Source organism: Vreelandella sp. 21 (assembly GCF_050995515.1).
In the GTDB taxonomy this organism is placed as follows: Bacteria; Pseudomonadota; Gammaproteobacteria; order Pseudomonadales; family Halomonadaceae; genus Vreelandella; species Vreelandella alkaliphila.
This window is the reverse complement of sequence record NZ_CP194673.1, coordinates 2,859,450-2,879,483: the sequence shown is the minus strand read 5'-3', so window position 1 is coordinate 2,879,483 and position 20,034 is coordinate 2,859,450. Positions and strand designations below refer to the sequence as shown.

Annotated in this window: 22 protein-coding genes; 16 read left to right on the top strand and 6 right to left on the bottom strand. The window is 52.7% G+C overall.

Going from position 1 to position 20,034, the window contains the following annotated elements:
• Window positions 1–7 precede the first annotated feature (7 nt).
• On the top strand, window positions 8–1,015 hold the full coding sequence (locus tag ACN06F_RS13315) for a zinc-dependent alcohol dehydrogenase family protein (RefSeq protein WP_198349004.1): 1,008 nt from the start codon (window positions 8–10) through the stop codon (window positions 1,013–1,015).
• Window positions 1,016–1,107: 92 nt separating this feature from the next.
• On the opposite strand, the gene ACN06F_RS13310 is transcribed toward ACN06F_RS13315, so the two are convergent.
• The gene (locus ACN06F_RS13310; protein WP_433924077.1) at window positions 1,108–1,374 is read right to left on the bottom strand and encodes a hypothetical protein; all 267 of its coding nucleotides are present in this window, start codon (window positions 1,372–1,374) and stop codon (window positions 1,108–1,110) included.
• A gap of 139 nt (window positions 1,375–1,513) precedes the next feature.
• On the opposite strand from ACN06F_RS13310, the gene ACN06F_RS13305 reads away from it, so the two are divergent.
• Both ACN06F_RS13305 and ACN06F_RS13300 read left to right on the top strand, forming a co-directional pair.
• Window positions 1,514–2,728 (top strand): hypothetical protein, encoded by a 1,215-nt coding sequence (locus ACN06F_RS13305; protein WP_433924076.1) that lies wholly within the window; start codon window positions 1,514–1,516, stop codon window positions 2,726–2,728.
• 8 nt (window positions 2,729–2,736) lie between these two features.
• On the top strand, window positions 2,737–3,564 hold the full coding sequence (locus ACN06F_RS13300; protein WP_038477351.1) for a mechanosensitive ion channel family protein: 828 nt from the start codon (window positions 2,737–2,739) through the stop codon (window positions 3,562–3,564).
• 69 nt (window positions 3,565–3,633) lie between these two features.
• Here the strand turns inward: ACN06F_RS13300 and ACN06F_RS13295 are convergent, their stop codons facing one another.
• Window positions 3,634–4,365, bottom strand: coding sequence for a YebC/PmpR family DNA-binding transcriptional regulator (locus ACN06F_RS13295; protein WP_433924075.1), 732 nt, complete (start codon window positions 4,363–4,365; stop codon window positions 3,634–3,636).
• A 188-nt stretch (window positions 4,366–4,553) separates the two neighbouring features.
• Between ACN06F_RS13295 and ACN06F_RS13290 the strand changes: the two genes are divergently transcribed.
• On the top strand, window positions 4,554–5,171 hold the full coding sequence (locus ACN06F_RS13290) for a LysE family translocator (protein ID WP_095603920.1): 618 nt from the start codon (window positions 4,554–4,556) through the stop codon (window positions 5,169–5,171).
• Between the two features lie 77 nt (window positions 5,172–5,248).
• Window positions 5,249–5,734, top strand: coding sequence for a glutathione peroxidase (locus tag ACN06F_RS13285; protein ID WP_038477345.1), 486 nt, complete (start codon window positions 5,249–5,251; stop codon window positions 5,732–5,734).
• A 16-nt stretch (window positions 5,735–5,750) separates the two neighbouring features.
• On the opposite strand, the gene ACN06F_RS13280 is transcribed toward ACN06F_RS13285, so the two are convergent.
• Complete coding sequence (locus ACN06F_RS13280; RefSeq protein ID WP_038477342.1) at window positions 5,751–6,134, bottom strand: DUF7079 family protein; 384 nt, start codon at window positions 6,132–6,134, stop codon at window positions 5,751–5,753.
• 158 nt (window positions 6,135–6,292) lie between these two features.
• On the opposite strand from ACN06F_RS13280, the gene fabV reads away from it, so the two are divergent.
• The 9 genes from fabV to ACN06F_RS13235 all read left to right on the top strand — a co-directional run bounded on the left by fabV (window position 6,293) and on the right by ACN06F_RS13235 (window position 16,095).
• Window positions 6,293–7,498: an enoyl-ACP reductase FabV gene (gene fabV, locus ACN06F_RS13275; protein WP_038477340.1), complete on the top strand. Its 1,206-nt coding sequence runs from the start codon at window positions 6,293–6,295 to the stop codon at window positions 7,496–7,498.
• Between the two features lie 69 nt (window positions 7,499–7,567).
• The gene (locus ACN06F_RS13270; protein WP_038477338.1) at window positions 7,568–7,783 is read left to right on the top strand and encodes a hypothetical protein; all 216 of its coding nucleotides are present in this window, start codon (window positions 7,568–7,570) and stop codon (window positions 7,781–7,783) included.
• A gap of 178 nt (window positions 7,784–7,961) precedes the next feature.
• Window positions 7,962–8,936: a GlxA family transcriptional regulator gene (locus ACN06F_RS13265; protein ID WP_174412707.1), complete on the top strand. Its 975-nt coding sequence runs from the start codon at window positions 7,962–7,964 to the stop codon at window positions 8,934–8,936.
• Window positions 8,937–9,036: 100 nt separating this feature from the next.
• Window positions 9,037–10,251, top strand: a complete 1,215-nt coding sequence (locus ACN06F_RS13260) for an aspartate aminotransferase family protein (protein WP_095603918.1) — start codon at window positions 9,037–9,039, stop codon at window positions 10,249–10,251.
• Window positions 10,252–10,286: 35 nt separating this feature from the next.
• Entirely contained in the window at window positions 10,287–11,351 is a 1,065-nt protein-coding gene (locus ACN06F_RS13255) for an arginine N-succinyltransferase (RefSeq protein WP_038477333.1), read from the top strand.
• On the top strand, window positions 11,351–12,382 hold the full coding sequence (gene astA, locus ACN06F_RS13250; RefSeq protein WP_038477330.1) for an arginine N-succinyltransferase: 1,032 nt from the start codon (window positions 11,351–11,353) through the stop codon (window positions 12,380–12,382). Before ACN06F_RS13255 ends, astA begins: the two co-directional genes overlap by 1 nt.
• Window positions 12,383–12,540: 158 nt before the next feature.
• The gene (gene astD, locus ACN06F_RS13245) at window positions 12,541–14,016 is read left to right on the top strand and encodes a succinylglutamate-semialdehyde dehydrogenase (protein WP_038477327.1); all 1,476 of its coding nucleotides are present in this window, start codon (window positions 12,541–12,543) and stop codon (window positions 14,014–14,016) included.
• Entirely contained in the window at window positions 14,013–15,395 is a 1,383-nt protein-coding gene (gene astB, locus ACN06F_RS13240; RefSeq protein ID WP_038477324.1) for an N-succinylarginine dihydrolase, read from the top strand. The genes astD and astB overlap by 4 nt, the downstream gene beginning before the upstream one ends.
• A gap of 205 nt (window positions 15,396–15,600) precedes the next feature.
• The gene (locus ACN06F_RS13235; RefSeq protein WP_231657554.1) at window positions 15,601–16,095 is read left to right on the top strand and encodes a DUF523 domain-containing protein; all 495 of its coding nucleotides are present in this window, start codon (window positions 15,601–15,603) and stop codon (window positions 16,093–16,095) included.
• Between the two features lie 56 nt (window positions 16,096–16,151).
• Here ACN06F_RS13235 and ACN06F_RS13230 read toward each other — a convergent pair whose 3' ends face one another.
• Both ACN06F_RS13230 and ACN06F_RS13225 read right to left on the bottom strand, forming a co-directional pair.
• Complete coding sequence (locus tag ACN06F_RS13230; protein WP_038477319.1) at window positions 16,152–16,790, bottom strand: NAD(P)-dependent oxidoreductase; 639 nt, start codon at window positions 16,788–16,790, stop codon at window positions 16,152–16,154.
• Between the two features lie 43 nt (window positions 16,791–16,833).
• On the bottom strand, window positions 16,834–17,769 hold the full coding sequence (locus ACN06F_RS13225; protein ID WP_038477316.1) for a DMT family transporter: 936 nt from the start codon (window positions 17,767–17,769) through the stop codon (window positions 16,834–16,836).
• A 100-nt stretch (window positions 17,770–17,869) separates the two neighbouring features.
• Here ACN06F_RS13225 and ACN06F_RS13220 point away from each other — a divergent pair, with 100 nt between their 5' ends.
• Window positions 17,870–18,385 (top strand): MarR family winged helix-turn-helix transcriptional regulator, encoded by a 516-nt coding sequence (locus ACN06F_RS13220; RefSeq protein ID WP_433924074.1) that lies wholly within the window; start codon window positions 17,870–17,872, stop codon window positions 18,383–18,385.
• A gap of 70 nt (window positions 18,386–18,455) precedes the next feature.
• Window positions 18,456–19,049 carry a class I SAM-dependent methyltransferase gene (locus ACN06F_RS13215; protein ID WP_433924073.1) on the top strand — a complete coding sequence of 198 codons (594 nt, stop codon included), beginning with the start codon at window positions 18,456–18,458 and terminating at the stop codon, window positions 19,047–19,049.
• A gap of 15 nt (window positions 19,050–19,064) precedes the next feature.
• On the opposite strand, the gene ACN06F_RS13210 is transcribed toward ACN06F_RS13215, so the two are convergent.
• Window positions 19,065–19,973, bottom strand: a complete 909-nt coding sequence (locus ACN06F_RS13210; RefSeq protein ID WP_433924072.1) for a LysR family transcriptional regulator — start codon at window positions 19,971–19,973, stop codon at window positions 19,065–19,067.
• Window positions 19,974–20,034: the final 61 nt, after the last annotated feature.

The window sequence follows — 20,034 nt, the reverse complement described above, 5'->3', positions numbered from 1 at the left end:
GGTAGTGATGCAAGCCATTCAGCTTCGAGAGCCCGGCGGTTTAGCTAAACTGGACGTGGTTGAACTAACGGCGCCAGGTGAGCCTGGTCCCGGTGAAATTAAAGTACGGCTGCGCGCCAGCTCACTTAACTTTCATGACTATGCCGTGGTGGTGGGGATGATTCCCACCGCAGATGGCCGTATTCCCATGTCGGATGGTGCCGGTGTGGTCGAAGCGGTTGGGGAAGGCGTTAGCGAGTTCGCAGTCGGTGATGCAGTTGTGTCGACGTTTTTCCCTGATTGGCTGGAAGGGACCGCGCGAGTAGGCGACTTCACCACCACGCCAGGGGATGGCATTGATGGCTATGCTCGCGAGCAAGTAGTGGCCGCCGCTACCTCGTTCACCCATCAGCCGCAAGGTTATAGTCATGCGGAGTCTGCGACGCTAACGACCGCAGGCTTGACCGCTTGGCGGGCATTAGTCGTTGATGGTGGGTTAAAAGCAGGAGACACCGTGCTGGTGTTGGGCACTGGGGGTGTTTCCATTTTTGCGCTACAGTTTGCCAAGATGATGGGCGCGCGGGTAATTGCTACATCGTCTTCTAATGAAAAACTGACCCGCCTGCGCGAACTGGGCGCTGAACACACCATTAACTATAAAGAAACGCCTGACTGGGGCAAGGCCGTTAAGGCGTTAACGAATGGTGAAGGCGTCGATCATGTTGTTGAAGTAGGTGGCCCTGGCACACTGCCGCAATCGATTGATGCGGTGAAAGTTGGTGGGCATATCGCGCTGATTGGTGTGCTAACCGGTCGGGAAGGTGAAATACCAACCGCCAAGCTGATGGCTAAGCAAGCTAAGCTGCAAGGTCTTATTGTGGGTAGTCGTCGTCATCAAATCGAGATGATTCGTGCTATCGAAGCGGCTAATTTGAAGCCGATTATTGACCGTGAGTTTGCACTGAGCGACATTGCCGATGCCTTCCGGCACCAGGAGTCCGGGAAACACTTCGGCAAGATTTGTCTGACTTTCTAGCTAGGCGGCGCTTATCACTTGATTTAGTTAACTTTTTTAGTTTTGGAATGTTACCATTGCACGCCCACTGAGTAGTGGGTGTGCAAAAAAGGTCACGTTTCTAAGCGGCTATACACGACGCCTTTGACTTCAAGTTCCCAAATATCATCATAAGGAACGGTTACTCCGTTGATATCGCCTGGGTCACCCGTGCTGTTTTTGATCTGCGTTTCAGGAATGACCTTTAACCCCGTGAAGCCTACGTGTTGAATACGTGCGCTAAATCGATTTCCCTCGTGGTCGATCAGCACCCGCTCGCCTGCAATGCACTTTGAAAGCTTCTCATGCAGTTCTGCCATAGTGACGTTCACTACGCTCATTGTCGCCTCCTGCGCTTTGCTCTCATATTAGTTAGCTACTGTATAACGACTTTATTCTAGTCGATAAGTTCGGCTAACCCCTCAATGACAATATGAGGCATGCTAACCTTAATCCACTTATTTATGTTCGAGGCGGCATATGACGCAGCGCTCAACGAAGACTGCTTTTTCGCCATGGGAAATGGTGGCACTTGAGTCGTTTCAAACACCAGAGCAGACCCAAGCCAGCCAGTGGCGGCGTAGTTGGCGAGCAGCAACTACATGGATAGTAGGTAGAGAAGCCTCGGAACGCCAAGCAAAAGAAGAGAGTGAGCTGCGTAAGTTATCTGAAGTCGCACTTTCGCACTGGGTGCCCGCTATTGATTGGACGTCGGCGGCTCGTGCTCTCAGCCAAGTAACGGAAGGGTATGTTGATGCGCCAGTCGTGCTGTTTATTTCACCACCTCATGGTGGTCACGAAGCTGTCGTTAGCCATTGGGCGCAGCAGCAGGGCGTTAATTGCATATCTGCACCCACCCTCAACGAGCTCACAGAGGGTTGCCTAGAGTGGGTCGAGCGCTGTGGCTCCCAACATAAGTGGGTAATCCCCGCCTTAGAGCGGCATTTTTTACGCCATACCCAAGGACTGCAAGGCGTCCGTGAATTGTTAGAGCGGGCGTTAAGCGGTCGTTTGGGGCAGGGCGTGATTGGTTGTGATAGCTGGACGTATGCCTATCTGCAGCATGCGGTGGGTTTGGAAGGCGTACCTGTGGTTACCCTGCAAGCGCTAGAAGGCGAGCAACTGGCACACTATTTTGCTCAGTTGGCGGATGATGGTGGCGTCCGCCCGACGGTGTATAGCTCCCGTACGGGACAGCCGATTCTTGCTGGCGTTAGTAAAGATAGCGCTGGCGGTGAGCGCTCCTATAAAGAGTTGCAACGCCTAGCAGCCCATTGTCGAGGGCATTTAGGTATTGCTTGGCACTACTGGCGAGAGCGACTGCGCGAACCGGCGGGAAATGACGAAAGTGGCCGTTCACAAGAGCAGTCTGAAGGGCAGCCAAAAGAGCCGTCAAAAGAGTCTTCAAAAGAGCTATGGCTATTGGATGCGTTGGCGGAAGCGGAATTAGCGTCGGATACGGGGGATGTGGCAACACTGTTGCTGCATACACTGCTCATTCATGGGGGACTAGAGGATCAAGCGTTAGGGTATGTGCTGCCATTCTCAAGTCATGAAGCGCTAAACGCACGGTTAGCACTTGCTCGCCAGGGAATTCTCCGTTGCCATCAAGGGCGTTGGCAAGTCGCCCCATTAAGCTACGCAAGCGTGCGGCAACTGCTGGAATCGCGAAACTATCTAGTTGACCCGCTTTAGGAGCTTATATGGACGATCAAGAGCAGTACGCCAAGCTGTTTAATGATATTGATAGTCAAGCGCTGATTACCTTAGGAGTCATTCTAGCGAGTACGGTGCTATTGATTATTGTCAGCCAGAGAGGATTGAACTGGTTAGCCAATCGCTTGCATGGCCAAGTACGTTTTAGAGTATTTGCGCTGGTGCCACTCACCCGGTTATTGATTTTAATTACCGCACTGGCTGTGGCTGTACCTATCGTTATTGAGCCTTCATTGCGCAATATGGTAACGCTGCTGGGGGCCATTGGCCTAGCGATTGGCTTTGCCCTAAAAGATTACGTAAGTAGCTTGATTGCCGGAGTAGTATCTGCCGTTGAATTGCCCTATCGGCCAGGGGATTGGGTCAACATTGAAGGGACTTACGGCGAAGTAAAGCACGTTGGTATGCGCACAGTAGAAATAGTAACGCCCGACGATGATTTGGTGGCGGTGCCTCATCTTAAACTTTGGGATTCCGCTATTTATAACGCTAACAATGGCGACGTTAGTCTTCAGTGCGTGGCAAGTTTTTATCTTCACCCGGAGCACGAAGCTGGCTGGGTGCGTAAAGCATTACGAGACGTCGCGTTAACCAGTGCTTACCTTAAGTTTGATAAGCCGATTATTGTCGTAGCGGAGGAGAAACCTTGGGGCACGCATTACCGTATTCGCGCTTATCCGGTGGATCCTCGGCAGCAGTTTTTATTTATCACCGATTTGACCGTGCGCGGTAAACAAGTGCTAAGCGCAGCGGGCGTTACTCCGGCGTTGTTACCGCCTGATGCAGCCTTGGACTCACAGGGCGCCGCTAGTTAATGACAGGCGACCTGTGGTCGCCGACGATATAGGTGCCGACGACCACAAGGGGGCTAACCGAATGACGGTTTAAGCAGTTGCTTCCGGTAGTTCGGCACTGTGGAAGACATTCTGAACATCGTCCAGCTCTTCGAGCATGCCCAGCAGTTTCTCAAACATCACCACGTCATCGCCGTCGATGGGCGTGGGGGTTTGTGGTAAGAATTGGATTTCGTCTACTTCGAAATCAATTTCACCGAAAGCATCCAACAGCGCTTGTTTGGCTTTAGCGTAATCGGTATGCGGCGCAAACACCGTGATACGTTCCTCTTCCTGCTCAATGTCGGTAACGTCGACATCGGCTTCCATGAGTGCTTCAAGCACAGCTTCTTCATCACTGCCCGAAAACGAAAAAATCGCGCAGTGATCAAACATGTGACTAACGCTACCGGGAGTGCCAATTTTGCTTTTCGTTTTGGTAAAGCAGCCGCGCACATCACCAAAGGTGCGGTTGGGGTTGTCGGTCAAACAGTCGACGATCACCATCACGTTACCGGGACCAAAGCCTTCATAGCGCGCTGGTGAAAAGTCTTCGCCGCCTGCGCCGCTCGCTTTATCCAAAGCTTTATCGATAACGTGAGACGGCACCTGATCTTTCTTAGCACGCTCCATTAAACCGCGTAGCGCAAGGTTACCGTTTGGATCTGTGCCGCCTGCTTTAGCGCAGACGTAAATTTCACGTCCATACTTGCTGTAAACCTTGGTTTTCGCAGCGGCCGTTTTGGCCATGGATTCCTTACGGTTTTGAAACGCCCTACCCATATTGAAGTCCTTTATTAGCCATGAACCGCCTGCATAGCAGGCGTCATCGTTTTCAAAAAGGGGAAAATTTTACCCAACAGCGTACCATGCTAACAGCGTTATTTAAGGGGATGGATTTATTCGCTAAACGCTTGTGCGACTGTCGTATACTCAGCCAACCTACATTGTTGTCTTTCAAGGAGAGAAAAATGCCGTTGTCACTCTGGCTATCGCTGGCCGCTATCTGTGCCATGGGGGCGATGTCACCAGGACCTAGCCTGGCACTGGTACTGCGCCATACGTTAGGAGGTGGTCGCTTACCCGGCATGACGGCTGCGATCTTTCATGCGCTGGGCGTTGGGTTCTATGCGTTGCTCACCGTATGGGGCTTAGGTGCGCTTATTGTGCGCCATCCAGATTTATTTCAACTAGTGACATGGTGTGGGGCGGCCTATTTAGCCTGGCTTGGAATAAAAGCACTACGGGCGGGCAGAGGTGGAGCGCTATCCCCCGATGCCGCAGTGACGACGCCGCGACAAGCTGCCAAGGAAGGGGTGCTGGTGGCGCTGGGTAATCCCAAGTTGATCATTTTTTTTGTGGCGCTATTAAGTCAGTTCGTGACGCCTGAAATGAGTGTCCTTGCCAAGGCAATTATCGTCGCAACTGCGATTATTATTGATGGGGGCTGGTATGTTTTAGTAGCAGTAGGGCTTTCACACTCTCGTGTATTGCCTTGGCTCCAGCGCCATGCCCACTGGATCAATCGAATCACTGGGGTGCTGCTTATTGCACTGGCGCTGCGCGTTGTCGCAGGGCCGGTTAGTTGATAAGCCGCACTGGTGTAACGGCCAATGCCGTGGCATGGTAAAGCCTATGCTGGTGGAGTCATTTAGGGGGCCTTGCGATGATGATTTATGAGCAGGATTGTTATACCCATCAAGGCAAGCCATTTAACTTGCGGGCGCTGCGCGGGCAAGTGTTGTTGGTCGTTAATGTGGCCAGTAAGTGTGGCTTTACCCCGCAGTTAAAAGAGCTGGAAAGTTTGTACCAGCGCTACCGAGACCGTGGCTTTACGGTGCTTGGCTTCCCCTGTAACCAGTTTGGTAAGCAGTCGCCGGAGAGTGCAGAGGCTTTCTGTATCTTCGGCGAACAGCAGTTTGGCGTCAGCTTTCCACTCATGGAAAAAGTGTCAGTGAATGGTCCAAACGCCCATCCGCTGTTTGTGGTGCTTAAACAACAAGCACCGGGCGTGTTAGGCACCAAAGCGATCAAGTGGAATTTTACCAAGTTCTTGGTGGGACGCGATGGCAGGGTGATCGCGCGGTTTGCTCCCAACGATCATGGTCTGTCACTGCGGCTTGCGCTGGAAGCCGCCCTTGATAAAGAGTAAGGAGCAAGCTAAACGGTTAGAGCTCGCCACGGGTAACCATTAGTCGCTGCATTAACTCTACCCAGCGATGACGAACCATCATCGTGGTTAATCCAGAAAACAGCGCCCAACTTTTGCGCCGCCAGCCTTTCAGGCGCAAGTTGTGGCTTACCAACTGCTTCATCAGCGCATAGTCATCGAATTTTCGCCATTCACTGGCAATAGACAGCTGGTGCCTCGCCATCACTGGAGCAAGCTCCAAGCGGAACATCCACTCTAGCTCTTTCAGCGACATATCATGCTGTTCGATCATCTCAATCATATGGGCGTAGTCACGCTCGCTCGGCTCACGGTCCAGCCATAGCGGCGCAAGAGCAAGCCATAGGTCGCCGCGTTCATCGACTAGCTGCTGTGCGTTCATCAGGGTCTCGTCGGCAAGGAGTTGTCTGGTCGCTATCCTGCCGTGAATGGCGAAGAAGCTCAAGAGCGGACAGGGCGCGTCTAGACCGCTAGAATACCCCCACACGGTAATGGCACTGCCATGCTGATAGCGACATCAATCTGATAAAGGGGTCCAATGTGATCATTAAACCAAAAGTGCGTGGCTTTATCTGCACCACCACTCATCCTAAAGGCTGCGAGCAAAACGTTCTGGAACAGATCGAAGCGACCCGTGCGCGTGGTTTAGATAGAAGCCAAGGCCCAAAAAAGGTATTGGTGATTGGTGCTTCTAGCGGCTACGGCTTGGCAGCGCGTATAACGGCTGCCTTTGGTTATGGCGCTGATACCCTAGGCGTCTTCTTTGAAAAGCCTAGTAGTGAGAAAAAAACCGGCACTGCTGGTTGGTACAACAGTGCCGCATTTGACAAGTTTGCCAAGCAAGAAGGCCTGTACAGTAAATCAATCAATGGTGATGCGTTCTCTAACGAAGCGCGTGAAAAAGCCATCGAGTTGATCAAACAGGACATGGGTGAAGTTGACCTGGTGGTGTACTCCCTAGCTTCACCAGTGCGCAAGTTGCCAGATACTGGGGAAGTAAAGCGCTCGAGCCTGAAGCCGATTGGTGAAACGTATCGCGCTACCGCGATTGATACGAATAAAGACGCCATCATCGAGGCAGAAGTCGAGCCTGCCACTCAGCAAGAGATCGACGATACCATCACAGTAATGGGCGGTGAGGACTGGGAGCTATGGATGAGCGCCCTGGACGACGCGGGTGTGCTGGCGAAAGGCGCGCGTAGCGTAGCGTTTAGCTATATCGGTACTGAAATTACCTGGCCGATTTACTGGCACGGTGCGTTGGGTAAAGCGAAAGAAGATCTTGATCGCGCCGCGGCTGCGATTGATGCCAAGCTGAAAGAGACAGGCGGTGGTGCCAATGTTGCCGTACTTAAGTCGGTCGTTACCCAGGCGAGTGCCGCGATTCCAGTCATGCCGCTGTATATCGCCATGGTCTACCGCATCATGAAAGAGCAGGGCCTGCATGAAGGTACGATTGACCAATTAAACCGTTTGTTTGGTGAGCGTCTCTATTCTGGTCAGCATGACGATATGGCTACTGACGACCAAGGCCGCCTACGTCTTGATGACTGGGAGCTGCGTGACGACGTACAAAAAGCCTGCCAGGACCTATGGCCAGCCGTCACGACAGAGAACCTATTCGAAATTACCGACTATGCTGGATATAAGCACGAATTTTTGAAGCTGTTTGGCTTCGAGCGTGATGACGTAGATTACGACGCAGATGTGAACCCTGATGTTCACTTTGATGTCGTTACACTATAGCGCTAAGCGTGACGAGGAGAGTTAATCGCCGCGCTGTTGATCATCTAACCGGAAAGCGAGAGGTGTTGTATGGATACCAAGGAAAGCAAAACCCGGGAAGAAGAGATAGAGCACGTAATGAATGAACGTCTGCCTGAGGACTATGAAACATCTCAGCCGCAACGGCAGCCAGAAGCGAAAAAGTCCCCTAACGGGCTACATAAGGTGCTTCCTTTAGTCATTATCGTGATGGGCATTATCGTTGCGGGAATTGTCATCCTGGGGCTTGGCAATAGCGGCGGTTAACCAAGACACATACTCCTTCTGTTGCCGGGCCTAGTGCCCGGCAATTTTGTATTTATGCCTCCTATTTTAGTTTTAAGAGCCATAGCGCTGCCTTCACTTGCGCAATTGGGTAAGATGGCTTTTTCTCTAGCAATTTATCTAAGTTGGCGGCGATTTCTATGCAGCAAAGCAACTTGTTATGTCCTCAAGTACGTTGATGTCATCCGCCAGTGAACGTCGGCGGGTGGCCTTTGTGTTGCTGCCTGGTTTTTCGCTGTTGGCCCATGCGAGCGCTATCGAGCCGCTGCAGATGGCCAATCAGCTAAGCGGGCAGATGCTTTACCACACCGTTACGTTAAGCTTAACCGATGAGCCTGTGCGCAGTGGCGCACAACTTTCCTTACTCGCTCAACATGTCTTAGGCGCGCCGCTTGGTCCGCTTGATATGCTGTTGGTATGTGCCCCTACACCACTACCCTATGCACTGCCCGCCAAGCTAAATGAGTGGCTGCGCAGTCATCAGGGCAGAGGTGTGGCTATTGGTGGCCTTGCGGGAGGCACGGAAGTGCTTGCCCGTTGCGGGCTATTAGAAGGCTACCGCGCCACATTGCCCTGGCAGCGCTTCGATGCGTTTGCACAGGCTTATCCTCAGGTCACGCTTTCTCAGCAACTGTTTGAAATTGACCGCGATCGGATAACCTGTGCCGGTGGCACTGCGGCAATGGATATGATGCTAACGCTGATTGGCAAGCATCACGGCCAGCGCCTTGCCGAGCAGGTTTCAGAGCAGTTCGTTTGTGATCGCATTCGCTTAGCCGATGAACGCCAGCATGTACCACTGCGTAATCGCCTTGGCCATGCGCCACAAAGCCTGGTAGATGCCGTCACGTTGATGGAAGCTAATATTGAAGAGCCGCTTTCTACGCTAGAGCTGGCCGAGCATTTGGGTATTTCTCGACGCCAGCTAGAGCGACTGTTCAAAAAGTATCTGCAGGCAGTACCTAGCCGCTATTACCTGGATTTGCGCCTACAAGATGCGCGTAAACAATTAAGAGAGAGTGATCGGCCGGTAGGTGATATCGCGCTGATGACCGGATTCTCTTCTGGTGCGCACTTTTCTACTGCCTATCGTAATCACTTTGGCATTACACCGCGGGAAGAACGGCTTGGATAAGCGCGGCTTTTCATAATTTACCGTCCCAATACTGAAAGCACGGCGTCTATTGCCCCCCGTATACTGAATCAATCCTTTACTCCACCGGAGGTATCGTCCCATGAGCTACACCCCAAGCCGTCAGGATTTCGATAACTACATGGCGCCAAACTACTCGCCACAACAGATTATTCCAGTGCGTGGCAAAGGCAGCCGCTTGTGGGATCAGCAGGGGCGTGAATATATCGACTTTGCTGGTGGTATTGCAGTGAACTCGCTTGGCCACTGTCACCCGGTGCTAGTGAATGCGCTTAAAGAGCAGGGCGAAAAGCTTTGGCACCTGTCTAACGTATTTACCAACGAGCCAGCACTGGCGCTTGCCAAAACACTCACTGAGCGTACTTTTGCCGATAAAGTGTTCTTGTGCTCATCCGGTGGCGAAGCTAACGAAGCGGCGCTGAAGCTAGCTCGCCGTTGGGCGGTAGACCACCATGGCGAGCAGAAAGATAAAATTATCTCGTTTTATCAGTCTTTCCATGGCCGCACTTTCTTCACCGTGAGTGTGGGTGGTCAACCCAAGTATTCTCAAGGCTTTGGCCCAGTGCCAGGCGGCATTCTGCATGCCAACTTCAATGACCTGGAAAGCGTACGCAAGCTAGTGGGCGACGATACCTGTGCCATTATGGTTGAGCCGATGCAGGGCGAAGGCGGCATTGTTCCCGCTACCCAAGAGTTCCTTCAGGGCCTGCGTGATCTGTGTGACGAACACAACGCGCTACTGATTTTTGACGAAGTACAAACGGGCGTTGGCCGCAGCGGTGAACTTTACGCCTACAAAAATTTCGGTATCACTCCGGATATTCTCACCAGTGCCAAGTCATTGGGCGGCGGCTTCCCGATTGGTGCCACCTTAACCACGGATGCGATTGCGAAATCTCTGGCAATTGGCACTCATGGCTCTACCTATGGTGGCAATGCGTTGGCATCTGCGGTTGCTCTGGCGGCTGTGGAATTCATTGATACTCCTGAAGTACTTAACGGCGTTAAGCATCGTCACGACCTGTTTCGCGAGCATTTAGAAACCATCAACCGCAAATATGGCGTATTTAAAGAAATTCGCGGTATGGGAATGCTGATGGGCGCACAAATGTCGGATGCCTTCGAAGGCCGCGCTAAAGACATTCTGCCGCTGGCTATTGAAGAGGGCGTGATGGCCCTGATTGCAGGTCCCAACGTACTGCGTATGGCGCCATCTTTAGTCATTCCGGAAGAAGATATTGCTGAGGGTATGGCGCGTTTAGAGCGTGCTATTGAGCGGCTAGTTGCCAGCGCATGAGTAGGCAAGAAGCCACACAAGAGGGGGCGTTAAGGATGCTGGTAATTCGACCGGTAACAATGGCTGATCTTCCAGCCCTGGAGCAGTTGGCTGAGCACGCGGTGCCGCGGCTCACCAACCTGCCCGCCAACCGTGATCGGCTTGAGGAGCGCATCGTGCGCTCCCAGGAAGCCTTTAATAGTGAAATAGAGTTCCCTGGTAACGAGCACTACATGTTCGTACTGGCGGATGATGACCGCGAGGAAGTGCTAGGCACAGCAACTATCCGTGCCCAAGCCGGTGCAGCAGAAGCCTATTACACTTACCGGCAGGAAACGCTGATTCATGCTTCTCAACAGCTGAATGTGCGCCGGGAAGTGCAAACTTTGGCGCTTTCTCATGAAGCCTCTGATGCCACACTGCTCTGCGCGCTATCGCTTAATCCGCGCTACAAAGGCACCAGTGCAGAAAGTCTGTTACGCCGTGCGCGACTAATGTTCATTGCTCAATACCCCGAGCGTTTTTCACGCATTCTGGCGGTCGCCTTTCCGGGCTATCTGGATGGCAAAAACGAATCGCCTTTTTGGGAAAGCGTTGGTCGCCACTTTTTTGCGCGCAGCTTCCAAGAAATGAATCACATTGCAGGCGTTCGCTCGAAAAGCTTTATTGCTGAAGTGATGCCGCAATTTCCGCTTTATCTACCGCTGCTAACGCCTCAGGCACGCGCTGCCATTGGCCGAGAGCATCCCGCCCATGAAGATGCACTAGCAGAAATGCTGGCAGAAGGCTTTGTGCGCTCTCGCCATGTCGATATTTTCGACGCAGGGCCGATTGTAAAAGCCGAGCGTGAGCGATTGGAAACCTTCCGTCGTGCTGCCTGGCATCCTGTCAGGGTACGCCCTGAACACGCACTGCCCGATGCAGAGCCAGCGATGATTGCCAACCAAACCTTAGGTGATTTCCGCTGTATTGTGGCGCGTTATGCGCTTTCGCCTACTGGGCAATTAATGCTTTCACCACAGCACGCTAAACGGTTGGCTGTTGAAGAGGGGCGCGCGGTGCTGGTAGCGCCGTTAAGCCTGCCAGGCGCGGTAGATGCGCTTGATGAAGGAGAAATGTAATGCGCATTCGACCCATTGCCCGAGACGATTTGGATGGGCTCCAGGCGCTTGCGCAACAGGCAGGCGTTGGCTTTACCTCACTGCCGGATAACCGTGAGTTTTTGGCTGGAAAAATTGAAGCCGCTGCCCGTGCCTTTGAAGAGCGCACGCCAGCCGATGATCGACTCTATTTCTTTGTACTGGAAGATGAGCAGAGCGGAGAATTAGCGGGCTGCTGTGCTATTGAAGGCCAGGTAGGTCGTGAAGTGCCGTTTTATAATTACCGGTTAGGTACATTGGCGCACTCTTCGGTGCAGTTAGACTTGCACCGTACAATCGACACGCTATTTTTAAGCTCTGATCACACCGGCGATGCGGAAGTATGCTCGCTGTTCTTGCGCCCCGAATATCGCGGCGAAGCAAATAAACACCTACGTAATGGCGCGTTGCTTTCCAAAGCTCGCTGGCTGTTTATTGCTCAGTTTCGTGACCGTTTTCCGCAGAAAGTGCTGGCGGAAATGCGCGGTGTGTTTGATGAGAATAACACCAGCCCCTTTTGGGAAAGCCTGGGTAAACACTTTTTTCCCATGGACTTTAGTGAGGCTGATCGGTTAACCGGGCTAGGCCAGAAAAGCTTTATCGGTGAGCTGATGCCTAAGTTCCCGATCTACACCACCTTTATGTCGGAAGAGGCACGTGCCTGTATTGGCCAAGTGCACCGCCATACTCGACCAGCCCTTGAAATGCTTAAGAAAGAGGGACTGCGCTGGGAAGGCTATATCGATATTTTCGATGGTGGCCCCACGGTGGAAGCCTATATTGACGACGTGCGAGCGATTCGCAATTCGCAGCTCTGCCAAGTGGAAGTTTCTCAAAACGCTCCCGACGAAAGCGTCAGCCGCTGGCTGGCAGCCTCTACTGAGATGCTTAACTTCACCGCCAGTTGGATAGGCCGAGGACCCAGCGAGGAAAACACCATCGTGCTTAACCCGCAAGAAGCGGACCGCCTGGGTGTGACGACGGGTGACCACGTACGCTTATTGGAAACCTAGTTTTTCAAGAACCGTTTTTCAAGAACCGTTTTTCAAAAATAGCCTTTCAAGAACAGCTTTTCGAGAACAGCTTTTCAAGAACGGTTTTAAACAGTCTTTCAGAATAAATATACATAACAAGCTCGCACAACAAGCACGCATACGGGAAGGAGATAAACATGCACGCCCAACAGCAGCAACTGATTAACGGCGCCTGGGTAACGGGCGATGCCGATACCTTCACAAAGCACGATCCGGTTTCAGGAACACTGCTGTGGCAAGGTGCTTCGGCTTCAAGCGCACAGGTTGGCGCCGCTATTGATGCCGCGCGTGTAGCTTTTCCTGAATGGGCGCGCACTACGTTTGCTGAGCGCCAAGCACTTGTTGAGCGTTTTGTTGAGGTACTTACCGCCCGTCGTGAAGAGTTAGCGGTAGCGATTGCCTCTGAGACCGGCAAGCCGCTTTGGGAAGCACGCACTGAAGCTGGCGCGATGGTCGGAAAGGTGGCGTTGTCTATCAAGGCTTATCATGAGCGCACTGGTGAGCGGGAAAAAGAAGTGGGGAGTGCAAAAGCCGTACTGCGCCATCGCCCCCACGGTGTCATGGTGGTCTTTGGCCCCTACAACTTCCCCGGCCACCTGCCCAATGGCCATATGGTACCCGCGTTGCTTGCCGGTAATACCGTGGTATTTAAGCCTAGCGACCAAACCCCGTTGACCGCCGATTTAACCCTGCAGTGCTGGGTGGAAGCGGGGCTGCCTGCAGGGGTGATTAACTTAGTGCAGGGTGGTGTCGCTGTAGGCCAAGCCTTGGCAGCGCACCCCGGCATTGACGGCCTGCTGTTTACGGGTAGCGCTAAAGTGGGTGGCATGTTGCAGCAGCAGTTCGCTGGGCAGTTGGATAAAATTCTGGCGCTGGAATTGGGCGGCAACAACCCGCTGGTGGTGAAGGATGTCGATGACGAGCGTGCTGCTGTACTGACTATTCTGCAGTCGGCGTTTTTATCCGGTGGCCAGCGCTGCACCTGCGCCCGCCGTTTGATGGTGCCGCAAGGGGAGGTTGGCGATCGCCTGATCGACGCGCTTTCCGACGCTATCGCCAAGCTACACGTGGCAGGGCAATTTGAAGAAGCACCGGCGGCGCCGTTCTATGGCGGCTTGGTCAGCGTGGCGGCTGCCGATGGCTTGCTTAAGGCGCAAGACGAGTTGGAAGCCCTGGGCGGTACGGTGATTAACCGGATGCAGCGCCTTAAAGAGAACACCAGTCTATTAAGCCCGGCGCTGATTGATGTCACAGGGTTGGACGTGCCCGATGAAGAGCATTTCGGCCCACTGCTAAAAATCCATCGTTACAGCGATTGGGATGAAGCGTTAGCCCTTGCCAACGATACACGCTACGGCTTGTCTGCAGGACTCATCGGTGGTGATAAAGCTGACTGGGACGACTTCCTGCTGCGCATTCGTGCGGGCATCGTGAACTGGAACCGCCAAACCACTGGGGCTTCTGGCGACGCTCCCTTTGGTGGCGTAGGTGACAGCGGTAACCACCGCCCCAGCGCTTACTATGCGGCGGACTACTGCGCTTACCCAGTGGCGTCAATGGAGGCCGATAGCTTGGAAATGCCGGAAACGCTGCCGCCAGGAGTCAACCTATGAGCGACGTGGTTAATAACAATGTGGTTAATAACAGTGTCAGAGAAGTCAATTTTGACGGCTTGGTCGGGCCCACCCACAACTACTCAGGGCTGGCTCATGGCAACGTGGCGTCGATGAGTCATGGTGGCCTGGTGTCCAACCCTAAAGAGGGCGCACTGCAAGGGCTTCTGAAAATGAAGTCACTGATGGATGCTGGCTACGCTCAGGGCGTATTACCCCCTCAACAGCGCCCTGATGTGGGCGCATTACGGGATTTAGGCTTCAGCGGTAGCAATAGCGACGTGCTGAACCGTGCCGCCAAAGAGGCACCCCAACTGCTGAGGGCGGTCTGCTCAGCTTCCAGTATGTGGACGGCCAACGCAGGCACCGTTACCCCGAGTGTTGATGCGCCTGACCGCCGAGTGCATTTTACGCCGGCTAACCTGCAGTCCAGTTTTCATCGCTACCTCGAGCCGCAAACCACCGGCCGTGTGCTGCAGGCTATTTTCCATGATGAGCAGCACTTTGCTCATCACCCGGTACTGCCAGCAACGCCTGCTTTTTCTGATGAAGGCGCGGCCAATCACACCCGGCTATGTGGGGAACATGGCGAACCAGGCGTTCACCTTTTTGTGTATGGTCGTCAAGCATTTGGTGACGTGCGTAGCGGCGAACGTGAGCCAAAACGCTTCCCTGCTCGGCAAACCCTGGAAGCCAGTCAAGCAGTGGCCCGCCAGCACGGGCTAACGAATGCACAAACGGTGTTTGCTCAGCAGCATCCGGATGCTATCGATGCGGGTGTCTTCCACAACGATGTCATTGCCGTGGGTAATGGCCCCGTATTGCTCTATCACGAAATGGCCTTTTTGGATGAAGCGCGCACCTTAGATGAGCTGCGTAGCAAAATGTCCACACCACTGATTCCTGTGCGGGTGTCGCTAGATGCGGTGAGTATGGAAGATGCGGTAGCGTCGTACCTGTTTAACTCCCAGCTCCTTTCCAATCCGGATGGCACCATGACGCTGGTCGTGCCCAGCGAATGCCAAGAGCGTGACGCGGTTTGGCGCACGATCCAGGACTTTATTCTGGCGGGCAATAATCCGATTAGTGATGTGGTCGTTAAAGATGTTAAACAGAGCATGCGCAACGGCGGTGGCCCCGCTTGCTTGCGCCTGCGGGTTGCCCTATCCGAAGCCGAACGGGCAGCGTTGACCGGCCGCGTATTAATGAATGATGCGCTGTACGGTGATCTGACTGCTTGGGTCAACCGTCACTACCGTGATCGCCTTGCGGCAGATGATCTAGCCGACCCTAAGCTCGCTACAGAAGTGCTCACGGCGTTAGATGAGCTGACGCAATTGCTAAAAGTGGGATCAGTTTACCCGTTTCAGTTGGGGTAAGAAGTACACCCAGCAAAAACGCCAAGGCACAGCCTTGGCGTTAATCGTATATTACTACAACTTATTGGTCTTGCAGGTTTTTTATTGCGTGGTAAGCCTATGGCGCACCTGCAATGTTCTCGGCTCAGGGAGAGTGGTTAGGAGGGGAGTGGTAGTATTCGCTAAGTGCTCTAACGACTAACCACCAAAACTAGAGATCGATATTTTGAAAAAAGTATTAATGAGTGCCTGCCTCTTAGGGAAAAAGGTTCGCTATGATGGTGGAGCTCTTCCCGTGGCTGACCAGATTATTGAGCAGTGGCATTCTGAAAGGCGAATCGTTTCTGTCTGCCCTGAGGTTGAGGCGGGGATGAGTATTCCCAGACAGCCTGCAGAGATTTTTGAAGGCAGTGGTCAAAGCGTAATAAATGGCGAAGCCGATGTGATTGAAAAAGAGGGAGCCAATGTCACTGCCGAGTTTTTGGCGGGGGCTTCCGTTGCTCTAGATTTATGCCTTAAATTTAATATAAACGTCGCGGTACTCGCTGAATCTAGCCCATCATGCGGAAGTTCCGCTATCTATGATGGCAGTTTTTCCGGTAAAAAAGTGCCAGGCATGGGAGTAACCGCCGCACTGCTCCGCCAGCATGGTATACGGGTGTTTAATCAGTATGAAATAGCGGAAGCCAATCAAGCGCTTCTCGCTAAACATGATGATTAAAGCGTCGAGAGCTAACCAGAGGCTCCCTAGCACTCGGTGTACCGCGTCTTATCGGCTTAATATCCTACGGTAAATGCCTGTTGAATATGTGTTGGCGTTTCTGCTTCATCAAGCATCGCCACTGCAAAATCCTCCATTGAAATACGCGATTCCCCGTTCTTATCCATGACAAGAGTGTCCGAGCCAAGACGAAAGGTGCCTGTCCGTTTTCCAGGGACGAGCATGGCGGCAGGAGAGAAGTAGGTCCATGCTGTGCGAGTTTCGGCAAGGCACCGTTGATACTGTGCTTGGCAAGCCTTGGCAATTTCTAGTGCCGTTGCCGGTAAAAAGTCGGGGGCGGTTAACACCGTTTCTCCGTTGCGTCCGGGAATTAGCAATCGAGCGGCTCCGCCCACTAATAGCACACGTTGTTCGGCGAGGGCGCTGTTGAGAACCACATCCGTGAGTGTCACCAGCAGCGCTTCCTGCCCCTCTGGTGGGCGAACAGCGCTGATCAATAAATCCTGGCCTTCGACCACCTGCGCTAGCTGGCGCGGGTCTGATATATCGGCAACACAGCAGTTTGCCTCAGCAGGCAGCTTATGACGCTGACTTTCAGCTCTTACTACGCCTGTGACGTGATGTCCCCGCGCTAACGCCTCACTCATCATGCGTGTTCCGACGTCGCCTGCGGCACCGAGTATAGCGATTTTCATGATAGTTATTCCTTGGTTTAGTGGGTCTTGATTGAGTAGATATTCAGTTAGTACGAGAAAGCTGTTTGGCTTTGCCAATATTGAGCAGGAAAATACCTGTGCCAATTAAGACAATGCCTAGGAGTAAGCCCTCCGGGGCGGCTTCTCCCTGCAGGAAGATAGCAACAGGCACCCCCACGACAGCGCCGACGGAACCCAATAAGCTCAGGAATACGGGGCCACCGCTTTTCTGTAGCAGGAACAGTAGAAAGAACTGGCCAGCGAATACTAGCGCTTGGAGTGCAATCAGCATGATGGGCAAGTGGTGTTGAGTTGGAACACGCAACGAAAAGCCTGGTAAGAAGCCTATTCCTAGCAGGATTACAACGGCGGCAATCAGCATGCCGGGGGCCAGAGCACCGCTCGACACACCTGCAGGCCAGCGCAGAGTCCGGTAGATGTTGCCGGTGGCTAAGAGTACTGGGCCAGCCAGGGCAATCAGAATCCAGAGGTGATTGGCATCAGGTGACGATAGCTTATTGGCTGCTAAGGTGATGGCACCCAACAGCGCAGACATAACACCAGCCGCTCGAATAAATTGAAATTTTTCTATTTTCAATAACAGCGCACCAATGTAGGTGAGCAGCGGCGGTAGCGTAATGATCAAGGCAACGAACCCAGCACCCACATGTGGGATAGCGGAGAAAAAGATCAAGTTAGAGCCAGCCACGCCAAGCAGTGCAGATACGGAGTAGTACTCAACCGAACGCAAGCTAATAGGCGGTAAATGACCACGCAGTGCTGAGACGGCCAACAGAATTAACGCCGCCCCAGTGATTGACCAAAACAGAAATGCGAGTGCAGATAGCTGCATTTCACCAGCAAATTTAGCCAAGTTTGTTGATAGGCCTAGTAGTGCGCCGCCTGACAGTAGGTAAATCAGTGGTGCAAGCCAGACCCTTTTTGGTGAGTGTGTAGCAATTGTGTTTGATAATGCCATTAGATATGCTCTCAATTAATGTCTTGATATCAAGATATATGCAGATTATCTTGACGTCAAGATAAATGAGCTAAGTAATAATCAGGAGCGCGGTACTTCTATGGATAATGTGGATATAGATCATGTAGATAGGGATCATGTGGATAGAATTCTTAATCAGTGGCGACAGGAAAGGCCTGACCTTAATGTTGCACCGATGGCCACCCTTGGACGGATTAAGCGACTGAGCTACTGCTTAACCCGTGAACTGGAAAAGACCTGGACAAAGTACGGGCTGAACGGTGCAAGTTTTGACGTTTTGGCGACCCTGCGTCGAGAAGGCCCCCCTTTTGCGTTATCGCCAGGGGGGTTAATGGCTTCCACGATGGTGACCTCTGGCACCATGACTCACCGTATCAACCTGTTGGAAAAGGCTGGTTTGATTGAGCGGGTCAAAAACCCAGAGGATGGGCGCGGTTTTTTGATCTCTCTTTCACAGCGTGGATTTGAATTGATTGATGAGGCGGTTACCGCTCATGTGGAAGCGCAGGCGCAACTGGTGAGTGGCCTGAGTGAAGAACAACTGGCGCAATTAGATGCTCTGCTGAAGCAGTTCCTAGCGGGATTGGAGCAGTAGTGATGTGTGCCATAACCGCTTACACATCGATATATGCTGCGCCCATTTGTTAAAGCGTTGAGGTGTTGGAATGAGCGAGCAGATATATCTCGAAAAGTCACTCAGCGTTGCGGTTTATCCGCCATTAAAGCGGGCGCTTGGTGTTGTGGACACTACCTTGCCTATGGTCGCCGTTGATGCAGGCTGCGGAGCAGGGCGCGATGCACTATTCATGGTAGAACACGGCTATACAGTGCATGCCTATGATAAAAGCGATGCAGCGATAGCGCGTCTGGAGGAGGTTGGAGGGCGTTATATTCATCAAACTCTATTTCCTAACGTGTCCTGCTTTGAACAGTTTGTATATCCCAGAACTGCGCTCATTAATGCATGCTCAAGCCTGTTTTTTTGTGACCCTGGGCTATTTGCCAGCGCTTGGCAAAACCTTACGCGTTCACTACTGAAGGGCGGTGTATTTTGTGGCCATTTCATGGGGCCTGATGACAGCTGGGCAAAAATGGGGCGAGGATATTTATCGATACACACCTATTCTGACATCCAAGCACTTTTTAAGGATGCGTTTAGAGTCATCGATATTATCGAGCATAATACGCAGGGTAAGACACTGCTTGGTAAGCTCAAGCAGTGGCATATTTACGCCGTTGTTGCTCAGAAAGTCATTTGACTACTCCTTACAGGGCTAGTGGTTATATCTCTCTAGGTTGACACGAATCCCCTCCGCCATTGCTTCCATAAACGTGCGTACTCTGGCTACACGGCGTAAGTCTAGGTGGGTGAGCAGCCATAGTGGAGTGGTCAGCGTTTCTATGGGGGCGCTTAGCCTTAGGAGTGCTTCATCGGCATCACCGAGATAGCATGGGAGTACTGCAATCCCTGCCCCGTGGCGGACTGCTGATTGCATACCGAGCATGCTGTCTAGCTTGTAGGCGGCGCTTTTATCCATCATCCACTTTTCAAGTGCCGTGTCGCCTAGATGAACATCCGGGCCTATCCAGGCTTCTTTTTGTAGTGACAGTGGGTCTAGCGGCAGAGGGGTGTTTAGAAGGAGAGGGGCGTTTTGCCAAAGCGCCTTTTGTCCATAAATCGCCAGGTTGATATCGCTTACCCTGCGGCCTACGAGGGTTTCAGGTGGCTTACGGGTAGGGCGAATAGCGATATCGGCCTCACGCCGCGATAAACTTTGAAGCTGGTTGGAGATGACCACTTCCAGCGTGATATCCGGGTAGCGCTGGCGAAAATTTGCCAGTAACGGTGAGAGTAATCCTGCGAAAAGTGTGTCAGTGGTGGTGATTCGCAAGCTGCCGGTGAGGGTCAAATTCTGCCCAATAATACGGCGCTCGGCGCCGTTGACTTCGCTCTGCACGCGTTTGGCTGAAGCGGTCAAATCATCCCCTGCCAAGGTCGGTGTATACCCTGTGCGACTGCGCTCGAAAAGGGTCACCCCCAGCCGCCGTTCCATATCGCTTAAACGCCTAAAGACGGTGGCGTGACTGATACGCAGCGCTCGGCTGGCGCCGGATAGCGATCCTGTTTCGGCAATCGCTAGCACAATTTGTAGGTCGTCCCATCTTATCTGCTGTTCATTCATGCAAGCCTATTTCTCATTTTTAGCCAATGTTTGATCGTATGTGAACAGGTTAGTCTGTCAT